The sequence below is a fragment of the Thermus arciformis genome, from assembly GCF_900102145.1.
Lineage (GTDB): Bacteria > Deinococcota > Deinococci > Deinococcales > Thermaceae > Thermus > Thermus arciformis.
The window spans coordinates 1-8,379 of the sequence record NZ_FNBC01000056.1 but is presented as its reverse complement, the minus strand read 5'-3'; the positions used below and the strand labels follow the sequence as shown (position 1 = coordinate 8,379).

General features: G+C 68.0%; 13 protein-coding genes and 4 tRNA genes. 11 read left to right on the top strand and 6 right to left on the bottom strand.

From position 1 onward, the window contains the following. The coding region (locus BLP62_RS13885; RefSeq protein ID WP_342341990.1) for a transposase at window positions 1-278 on the bottom strand (278 nt) is incomplete at its 3' end. 108 nt (window positions 279-386) lie between these two features. Between BLP62_RS13885 and BLP62_RS12650 the strand changes: the two genes are divergently transcribed. After that, a complete protein-coding gene (locus BLP62_RS12650; protein WP_093008658.1) occupies window positions 387-791 on the top strand; it encodes a DUF4395 family protein in 405 nt (134 codons plus the stop codon). Here the strand turns inward: BLP62_RS12650 and ribH are convergent. Beyond that, window positions 778-1,251 carry a 6,7-dimethyl-8-ribityllumazine synthase gene (gene ribH, locus BLP62_RS12645; RefSeq protein WP_093008657.1) on the bottom strand — a complete coding sequence of 158 codons (474 nt, stop codon included), beginning with the start codon at window positions 1,249-1,251 and terminating at the stop codon, window positions 778-780. The genes BLP62_RS12650 and ribH overlap by 14 nt on opposite strands. A gap of 20 nt (window positions 1,252-1,271) precedes the next feature. Between ribH and crcB the strand changes: the two genes are divergently transcribed. The 4 genes from crcB to BLP62_RS12625 are packed head-to-tail and all read left to right on the top strand — an operon-like array spanning window position 1,272 to window position 2,931. Beyond that, window positions 1,272-1,649, top strand: coding sequence for a fluoride efflux transporter CrcB (crcB, locus tag BLP62_RS12640; protein ID WP_093008659.1), 378 nt, complete (start codon window positions 1,272-1,274; stop codon window positions 1,647-1,649). Between the two features lie 4 nt (window positions 1,650-1,653). Continuing rightward, the gene (locus BLP62_RS12635; RefSeq protein WP_093008656.1) at window positions 1,654-1,986 is read left to right on the top strand and encodes a DUF190 domain-containing protein; all 333 of its coding nucleotides are present in this window, start codon (window positions 1,654-1,656) and stop codon (window positions 1,984-1,986) included. A gap of 44 nt (window positions 1,987-2,030) precedes the next feature. Next, window positions 2,031-2,633, top strand: coding sequence for a sulfite oxidase-like oxidoreductase (locus BLP62_RS12630; protein WP_093008655.1), 603 nt, complete (start codon window positions 2,031-2,033; stop codon window positions 2,631-2,633). 28 nt (window positions 2,634-2,661) lie between these two features. After that, window positions 2,662-2,931 carry a hypothetical protein gene (locus BLP62_RS12625; RefSeq protein ID WP_093008654.1) on the top strand — a complete coding sequence of 90 codons (270 nt, stop codon included), beginning with the start codon at window positions 2,662-2,664 and terminating at the stop codon, window positions 2,929-2,931. Here BLP62_RS12625 and BLP62_RS12620 read toward each other — a convergent pair. The 3 genes from BLP62_RS12620 to BLP62_RS12610 are packed head-to-tail and all read right to left on the bottom strand — an operon-like array spanning window position 2,907 to window position 4,901. Further along, the gene (locus BLP62_RS12620; RefSeq protein WP_093008653.1) at window positions 2,907-3,710 is read right to left on the bottom strand and encodes a histidinol-phosphatase HisJ family protein; all 804 of its coding nucleotides are present in this window, start codon (window positions 3,708-3,710) and stop codon (window positions 2,907-2,909) included. The genes BLP62_RS12625 and BLP62_RS12620 overlap by 25 nt on opposite strands. Continuing rightward, the gene (locus tag BLP62_RS12615; RefSeq protein WP_093008652.1) at window positions 3,700-4,296 is read right to left on the bottom strand and encodes a hypothetical protein; all 597 of its coding nucleotides are present in this window, start codon (window positions 4,294-4,296) and stop codon (window positions 3,700-3,702) included. Before BLP62_RS12615 ends, BLP62_RS12620 begins: the two co-directional genes overlap by 11 nt. A gap of 14 nt (window positions 4,297-4,310) precedes the next feature. Beyond that, the gene (locus tag BLP62_RS12610) at window positions 4,311-4,901 is read right to left on the bottom strand and encodes a nicotinamidase (protein ID WP_093008651.1); all 591 of its coding nucleotides are present in this window, start codon (window positions 4,899-4,901) and stop codon (window positions 4,311-4,313) included. 56 nt (window positions 4,902-4,957) lie between these two features. On the opposite strand from BLP62_RS12610, the gene metF reads away from it, so the two are divergent. Next, window positions 4,958-5,836, top strand: a complete 879-nt coding sequence (gene metF / locus BLP62_RS12605) for a methylenetetrahydrofolate reductase [NAD(P)H] (RefSeq protein WP_093008650.1) — start codon at window positions 4,958-4,960, stop codon at window positions 5,834-5,836. Window positions 5,837-5,886: 50 nt separating this feature from the next. Here metF and BLP62_RS12600 read toward each other — a convergent pair whose 3' ends face one another. Continuing rightward, on the bottom strand, window positions 5,887-7,182 hold the full coding sequence (locus BLP62_RS12600) for an MBL fold metallo-hydrolase (RefSeq protein ID WP_093008649.1): 1,296 nt from the start codon (window positions 7,180-7,182) through the stop codon (window positions 5,887-5,889). A gap of 70 nt (window positions 7,183-7,252) precedes the next feature. Between BLP62_RS12600 and BLP62_RS12595 the strand changes: the two genes are divergently transcribed. The 5 genes from BLP62_RS12595 to BLP62_RS12575 all read left to right on the top strand — a co-directional run. Further along, window positions 7,253-7,328 (top strand) — tRNA-Thr (locus BLP62_RS12595). 10 nt (window positions 7,329-7,338) lie between these two features. After that, window positions 7,339-7,424: transfer RNA gene (locus tag BLP62_RS12590), tRNA-Tyr, on the top strand. 26 nt (window positions 7,425-7,450) lie between these two features. Further along, window positions 7,451-7,526 (top strand) — tRNA-Gly (locus BLP62_RS12585). A gap of 3 nt (window positions 7,527-7,529) precedes the next feature. Beyond that, a tRNA-Thr gene (locus tag BLP62_RS12580) sits at window positions 7,530-7,605 on the top strand. Window positions 7,606-7,668: 63 nt separating this feature from the next. Next, on the top strand, window positions 7,669-8,379 hold a 711-nt coding region (locus BLP62_RS12575; protein ID WP_143004352.1), incomplete at its 3' end, for a GTP-binding protein.

Sequence of the window (8,379 nt, the reverse complement as noted above, 5' to 3'; positions counted from 1 at the left end):
CGCTCGCTGAGGGTGGCAGAGGAGGGAACGCGCTCTAGACCGAGGCGCTTGCGGAGCCTAGGGTTGCGGGCCAGTTCCCGGCGCATGCGTTCGCTGGAGAAGCCCAGGAGGGCGCGGACCAGGTGGAAGAGAAAGAGGCTGAGGTCGGAGAAGGTCCTGGGCCTGCCGGGTTTTCTCTCCCCTTCTGGCAAGCGGGCTTGGAGCCATGCCTGGAGCAGGGGGACCAGTTCCTCCAGGGGCAGGGGTAGGATGGAAGGGGGCGTCTGGTGTTTTTCCACAGCTCACCAAGCGCCCCCTTTTCCTTTGGCTTGTCAAGGGGGTATGCATTGAATATCCGAAAGGGGGGTACCCTTGAGCGTTTAAAGCGCATATGTATACTGGGGGCCATGAAGACGGACCGGAACCAGCTCCGCTTCAACCAGGCCCTCCTCGTCCTCCTCCTGCCCCCGGCGGCGCTTCTGGACCTGCCCTGGCCCGTCTACTTCCTCTTCCTCCTCATGGCGAGCCAGCACACCCCCCTGGACCTGATGGTGGCCCTGAAGCGCCTCCTCCGGGTTCCTCCAGCGGTGGTGGACGAGGACCCCAGGCCCCACCGCTTCGCCCGCTCTTTGGGGGCCCTCTTCTTGGGGCTTGCTTCCCTTTTCCTCCTCCTGGGCCTGAAGGGCGTGGGCTACGCCTTGGCCCTCCTCGTGGCCCTCCTCGCCTTCGTCAACCTGGCCTTCGGCTTCTGCCTGGGGTGCTTCCTCTACCTCCACCTCCGCTACGCCCGCGCCCTCTTCACCGGGAAATAGCCTCCAGAAGGCGCACCATCTCTATGGCGGTGAAGACCGCCTCGGCGCCCTTGTTGCCCGCCTTGCCCCCGGCGCGCTCCTGGGCCTCCTCGGGGGTGTTGGTGGTGAGGACCCCGAAGACGATGGGCTTCTCCGTCTGGAGCATGGCCTGCATGAGGCCGCTTGCCGCCTGGGCGGCCACGTACTCAAAGTGGGGGGTCTCGCCCCGGATTACCGCCCCCAGGGCCACCACGGCGTCCACGTCGGGCCTTTGGGCGAGGCGCTTGGCCACCAGGGGAAGCTCAAAGGAGCCCGGTACCCAGGCCACCAGGACCTCGGCGGGGTCCCCGCCCAGGCGGGCGTAGGCCTCGAGGGCCCCCTCCAGGAGGAGCTTGGTCACCCGCTCGTTGAAGCGGCCCACGGCGATGGCGAGCCGCACCCCCCTGGCGGTGAGGATGGGGGAAAGGGTCTTGGGCCTCATGGCCTCACTATACTTTGGGGGTGGAGCGGTACCTCTGGGTGGCCCTGGGAGGGGCCTTGGGCTCGGTCCTCCGGTACGGGCTAGGCGCCTGGGTTCAGGGCCTGGCCGGCCCCGGCTTCCCTTGGAGCACCCTCGTGGTGAACGCCCTGGGAAGCTTCCTCATCGGGGTGGTCCTGCGCCTTTCCCTGGAAGGGGCCCTTTCCGGGGAGGCCCGGCTCTTCCTGGCGGTGGGGGTTTTGGGGGGGTTCACCACCTTTTCCACCTTCAGCTACGAGACCCTGGCCCTTCTCCAGGAAGGCCAGGTGGCCAAGGCCCTTCTCTACGCGGGGGGAAGCCTTGTCCTTGGGCTCCTCCTGGTCTTTTGGGGCCACCGCCTGGGCGGGGCCCTGGTAAGCTAGGGGCATGAGGCTCCAAGGGGAGGCCCGGCTCCTGCGGATCTTCGTGGGGGAGTCGGACCGGTACGGGGGGAGGCCCCTGTACGAGGCCATCGTCCTCGAGGCCAGGCGGCGCGGCCTTTCCGGGGCCACGGCCTTCAAGGGCTTCATGGGCTTTGGGGCCCACTCCCGCATCCACACGGCCAAGGTGCTCCAGCTCTCCGAGGACCTCCCGGTGATGGTGGAGATCGTGGACACCGAGGAGAAGGTCCTGGCCTTCCTGCCCGTGCTGGACGAGATGGTCAAGGAGGGGCTCGTCACCTTGGAGAAGGTGGAGGTCATCCGCTACCAAAGCCGGTGAGCCAAGCCCCTTTTCCCCCTCCAAGGCTTCCCTATCCTTAGGGCATGGAGCGGGTTCCTCCCGGGCAGAGGGTCACGGAGCGCTTTCCGGTCCTCACCTACGGGGAAGCGCCTCGAGTCCCTCCCGAGGCCTGGCGGTTCGCCCTGGAGGGCCTGGTGGAAACCCCCATCGCCCTCACCTTCCCCGACCTCCTGGCCCTCCCCCAGGTGGAGCTCACCCGGGACTTCCACTGCGTCACCGGCTGGAGCCGCCTGGACGTGGCCTGGAGGGGGGTGCGGACGCGGGACCTCCTGGAGAAGGCCCGCCCCAGGCCCGAGGCCGTGGCCGCCTTGGTGGAAAGCTACGGGGGCTACACCGCCAACCTCCTCCTGGAGGACCTCCTCAGGGAGGACGTCCTCCTCGCCCACACCCTCTTCGGCAAGCCCCTCCCCCCGGAGAGGGGGGGCCCGGTGCGCCTCCTCGTGCCCCACCTTTACGCCTGGAAGAGCGCCAAGTGGGTGCGCCGCATCGTCCTTTTGGACCACCTGGAGCTCGGCTTCTGGGAGCGGCTCGGCTACCACTGGCGGGGGGACCCCTGGAAGGAGGAGCGCTTCCAGGAAGGCCCCATTCCCGCCGCGAGCCTTCGCTTCCGCAGTAAGCAAACCTGATATAATCAGGCTGAGAAAGGAGGGGAAGATGACCGCTTTGGAGGGAGCCCGCCTCGAGGTGGACGAGGCGCTAAAGGCTTACGAGGCGTGCGTGGAGCGGGAGGAGGCGGAGTACCGGGAGGAGTACGAACGGGTGACCTTCATGGAGTACGAGGCCCCGGCCCCCGACCCCTGCGCCGAGGCCTTCCTGCGCCTGGTGAGGGCGGTGCGGGCTTACGAGGCGGCGGGGGGGCACCGGGACGACCTGGCCTTGGGGGCCAGTCGGGAGCGGGTCTACGCTGCCCTGGACAGGGGGTAGGCCACGGGCCTCCCCTCCTGGAAGTAGTAGGCCTCCTGGAACCCCAGGGAAAGGAGCAGGTCCCGGGTCTCGCGGAAGGCGAAGCCCACCTCCTCCGGGCGGTGGGCGTCGGAGCCCAAGACCACCCCTAGGCCAAGCTCCCGGGCCCTCCGGAGGAGGACGGGGGCCGGGTACACCTCCCCCACGGGCTTCCTGAGCCCGGCGGTGTTCACGTCCAGGAAAAGCCCCGCCTCGGCCATGGCCCTTAGGGCGGGCTCGGCGAGCTCTAAAAGGGCCTCCTCGGGGAGGCGGTGGCCGAACTTCTTGGGGAGGTCCAGGTGGCCGATGGCGTGGAAGAGGCCGCTTTTGGCCGCCTTCTCCACCTCCTGGAAGTAGGCCCGGAAGACCTCCTTGAGGTCGCGCCAGGCGTACTCCCCCTGGTGGTCGGGGTGGTCCAGGGGCCAGGCCCCCAGAAAGTGGACGCTCCCGAGGACGTAGTCAAAGGGGTAGGCCTTGAGGAGGTGGGCCACGAAGGCCTCCGTGCCGGGGTGGTAGTCCGCCTCGAGGCCGATGCCCACGTAGAGGTCCGGGTTCGCCTCCCGCACCCTTTCCAGGGCCAGGAGGTAAAAGGGAAGCTCGGCCAGGCCCATGCGGCTTTGGGGGTCGTACCAGGGGGGCATGGGGCTGTGGTCGGTGAAGACCAGGCCCCTAAGCCCCGCCTTCCGGGCGTGGAAGAGGTACTCTCCCGGGGCGCCCTCCGCGTGCCCGCAAAGGGGGGTGTGGACGTGGCTATCCACCATGGGGAGATTCTATCCGCACCACCTGGCCTCCCCAGGTGTACACCACCACCTCCTGCCCCAAGGCCCGGGAGAGGTCCAGGGAGAGGAAGGGGTCTTCCACCGCCTCCCCCGCCTCCTGCACCAACACCGGGCGGAAGGGGGGAAGGAGGCTTGGGTAGCGCCCGAGGAGGGCTTCCACCTGAAAGGAGGCCGCCCAAAGCCGCTTCAGGGCGAAAAGGGCCTCCTGGGGGGTGGCCGCCCATAGGGCCTCCCCTTCCCCCGCGCGGCGCACCCCGAAGGGCCCCCGCCCCTTCAGGGCGGCGAGAAAGGCCTCGGCCCGCTCGGGGAGGAGGTAGCTTTCCCGCACCGCCCGGCGGGCCTCCTCCGCGGCCCAAAGCAGCCGTTCTTCGTCTATGCGCACCCCGAAGACCCCGAGGAAGAGGTCCTCCAGGCGCTCCTTGAGGTTGTTCAGGCGGTAGAACTCCTCCTCCAGGCGCACCACCCAGGTGGGGGCCACGGGGAGGCCCAGGGCCTGGGCCCGCCGCAGGAGGGCGACCTCCCCCTCCCCTTCCGCCAGGGCGAGGGGGAGCACCCCTTCCCCGGGCACCCTACCCTCCCGCCTCAAACAAACCGCACCCCCTCGGCCCGGGTGACCTTGCCCTGGTAGAGGAAGGTCACCTGGCGCAAGGCGGCCTCCAGGTCAAAGGGGGTGAGGGCGCTGGTGGCGTCCTCGGGGAGGACCACGTTGTACCAGCGCAAGGCCGCGGACCCCGCGGTGTGCAGAACGCAGATGTTGGCCACCGTCCCCGTGACCACCACGTGCTTGACCCCGAAGAGGTGAAGGTAGTGGTCCAGGGGGGTGCCGTAGAAGGCGTCGTAGCGGACCTTCTGGATGACGAGGTCCTCAGGCTCGGGCTTAAGCTCCTCCAGGATCTCCGCCCCCCAGGTCCCGGCCACGGCGTGCCGGGGCCAGATCTGGAACTCGGGGTCGTCCTCCCGGTGCCAGTCCTGGGTGTAGACCACCCTGGCCCCGGCCTTCCGCGCCCTCTCCAGGAGAAGCTTGATGGCGGGGACGCTTTTGGGGGCGTCGGGGACGAAAAGGGCCCCCTCGGGGTGGGCGAAGTCGTTTTGCATGTCCACCACGATGAGGGCGGTTTCCTTGGCGGGAAGCTCCAGGGCTTCCACCTTGGGGATCTCCGGCACCTCCACCATGCCCCCATTATCCCCCGTCCTTGACCCCCTTGGGGAGAGGGGCTACACTCGTTCGCATGAACCTCAGGGACCTCCTAAGGGAGCGCAGGGGGCCCCTTTTTTCCTTTGAGTTCTTCCCTCCCAAGACGCCCGAAGGGGAGGAGGCGCTTTTCCGCACCCTCGCCGAGCTCAGGGGCTTCCGCCCCGCCTTCGTCTCCATCACCTACGGGGCCATGGGGAGCACCCGGGAGAAGAGCGTGGCCTGGACCCGGCGCATCCTGGAGCTGGGCCTGAACCCCCTCGCCCACCTCACCGTGGCCGGGCAGAGCCAAAAGGAGGTGGCGGAGGTCTTGGACCGCTTCGTGGAGGCGGGGGCCCAAAACATCCTCGCCCTCCGGGGCGACCCGCCCAAGGGGGAAAGGGTCTTCCGCCCCCACCCCGAGGGGTTCCGTTACGCGGCGGAGCTCGTGGCCCTCATCCGAAACCGCTACGGGGACCGGCTGGCCGTGGGGGGCGCCGCCTACCCGGAAGGGCACCCGGAAAGCGAGAGCCTCGAGGCCGACCTCCGCCACTTCAAGGCCAAGGTGGAGGCGGGGCTGGACTTCGCCATCACCCAGCTTTTCTTCAACAACGCCCACTACTTCGGCTTCCTGGAGCGGGCGAGGCGGGTGGGAATCGGGATCCCCATCCTCCCGGGGATCATGCCCATCACCAGCTACCCGCAGCTCCGCCGCTTCACCGAGGTCTGCGGGGCGAGCATCCCCGGGCCTCTCCTCACTAAGCTGGAACGCCACCAGAACGACCCCGAGGCCATTCTGGAGATCGGGGTGGAGCACGCCACCCGCCAGGTGGCGGAGCTCCTAGAGGCCGGGGTGGAGGGGGTCCACTTCTACACCCTGAACAAAAGCCCCGCCACCCGCATGGTCCTGGAAAGGCTCGGGTTCAAGCCCGCTTAAAGAACGCCCCTGGAAGAACCCCTTTCGGGGCCCCTGCCCTGGCGGGGCATTTAGACCTCCACCCCCTCCCCCAGGCTCGCCAAGGCCACCTCCTGCCCGCGAAGGGCGAGGAGTTTCCCGAGCTCCAAAAGCTTTTCCTCCTCCCCGTGAACCAAAAGGACCCGGGGCTCTTCCCTCAACCAGTCCAAAAGCTCGTCCTGGCCCGCGTGGCCGGAAAAACCCCCCAGGGTGTGGACCCTGGCCCTCAAGGGCACCTCCTCCCCCAGGATCCGCACCAGGGGAGGCCGGGCGATGAGCTCGGCCCCCAGGCCGCCCCTAGGCTGGTAGCCCACGAAGACCAGGGCGTTTTTGGGATCGGAAAGGCCGTACCTCAGGTGGGCGAGAATCCGCCCCCCCGTGAGCATGCCGCTTCCCGCGATGACCACCATGGGGCCGGGCTCCCGGGCCAGGGCGCGGGACTCCTCGGCGCTTTCCACCACCCGGAGACCCCGGGGGCGGAAGGGGTTCTTCCCCTGGAGGAAGTAGGCCTGGACCTCCTCGCTAAAGTAGCGCACCAGCCTGGGGTAAAGCTCCAAGACCCGCTCGGCCATGGGGGAGTCCAGGTAGATGGGGGCCTTGGGCAGGCGGTGGCCGTGCTCGTAGAGGAGGAAGAGCACCTCCTGGGCCCTCTCCACGGCGAAGGAGGGGATGAAGACCTTGCCCCCCTGGCCCAGGGTCTCCTCCAAAATCCCCAAAAACTCCCGCACCGTCTCGGGGAAGGGGCGGTGGGGCCGGTCGCCGTAGGTGCCCTCGCAGACCACGAAGTCGGCCTTGGGGGGCAAGGAAGGGTCGGGGAGGACGGTCTTCTGCCGGTTGCCCAGGTCGCCGCTGTAGACCAGGGTCTTCCCCTCCCCCTGGGCCACCACGAAGGCGCTCCCCGGGAGGTGTCCCGCCTGGCCGAAGGCCAGGGTCAGGTCCCCCAGGCGAAGCCACTCCCCGTACTCCAGGGGCTCCAGGTGGGCCAGGGCCTCCTCCACGTCCTCCCGGGAAAAGGGGGGCTCCTCCATGACCTTGAGGGCGTCCTCGAGGACGATGCGCATGAGAAGCCCCGTGGCCCGGGTGGCGTAGACGGGCCCCCGGAAGCCCTCGCGAAAGAGCTTGGGAAGCCTCCCCACGTGGTCCAGGTGGGCGTGGGTGAGGACCACCGCCTCCACCCCCCTGGGGTCAAAGCCGAAGGGCCCGTGGTTCTTGGCCTCCTCCCGCCCCTGGAACATCCCGCAGTCCAAAAGCACCCGCCGCCCCTCGGCCAAAAGCAGGTGGCAGCTTCCCGTGACCTCCCGGGCCGCCCCAAAAGGTACGATGCGCATGCCCTTATCTTGACACTCGCCCGGCGTTGTGCTAGCCTAATCCCTCGGACAGGGTCCCAGCCCCGGTCCCGCCACCCTAGCTCAACCGGCAGAGCACCCGACTTGTAATCGGGGGGTTGGGGGTTCAACTCCCCTGGGTGGCTCCAAAAAGGGCGTGGGCAGGTGCCCGAGCGGCCAAAGGGGACGGTCTGTAAAACCGTTGGCGTATGCCTTCGCTGGTTCGAATCCAGCCCTGCCCACCATCCGGTGTGCTCCAAGCACACCCCGCGCGGGAGTAGCTCAGTTGGTAGAGCATCGGCTTCCCAAGCCGAGGGTCGCGGGTTCGAGTCCCGTCTCCCGCTCCACGAGCTCGCGTAGCTCAGCAGGTAGAGCACACCCTTGGTAAGGGTGAGGTCGCCGGTTCGAGCCCGGCCGCGAGCTCCATCTTTTTGACTGCCCTGGGCGGGTAAGGCCCAGGGCGGCCTTTGCGTGCAAGAAGGAGGAACCATGGCCAAGGGCGAGTTTATCCGGACGAAGCCTCACGTGAACGTGGGGACGATTGGGCACGTGGACCACGGGAAGACGACGCTGACCGCGGCGTTGACGTATGTAGCGGCGGCGGAGAACCCGAACGTGGAGGTGAAGGACTACGGGGAGATTGACAAGGCCCCGGAGGAGCGGGCGCGGGGGATCACCATCAACACGGCCCACGTGGAGTACGAGACGGCGAAGCGGCACTATTCCCACGTGGACTGCCCTGGGCACGCGGACTACATCAAGAACATGATCACCGGGGCGGCGCAGATGGACGGGGCGATCCTTGTGGTGTCGGCGGCGGACGGGCCGATGCCGCAGACCCGGGAGCACATCTTGCTGGCGCGCCAGGTGGGGGTGCCGTACATCGTGGTGTTCATGAACAAGGTGGACATGGTGGACGACCCCGAGTTACTGGACCTGGTGGAGATGGAGGTGCGGGACCTCCTGAACCAGTACGAGTTTCCTGGGGACGAGGTGCCGGTGATCCGGGGGAGCGCGTTGCTTGCCCTTGAGCAGATGCACAAGAACCCCCAGACGAAGCGTGGGGAGAACGAGTGGGTGGACCGGATTTGGGAGCTTTTGGACGCCATTGACGAGTACATTCCCACGCCGGTGCGGGACGTGGACAAGCCGTTCTTGATGCCGGTGGAGGACGTGTTCACCATTACGGGCCGTGGGACG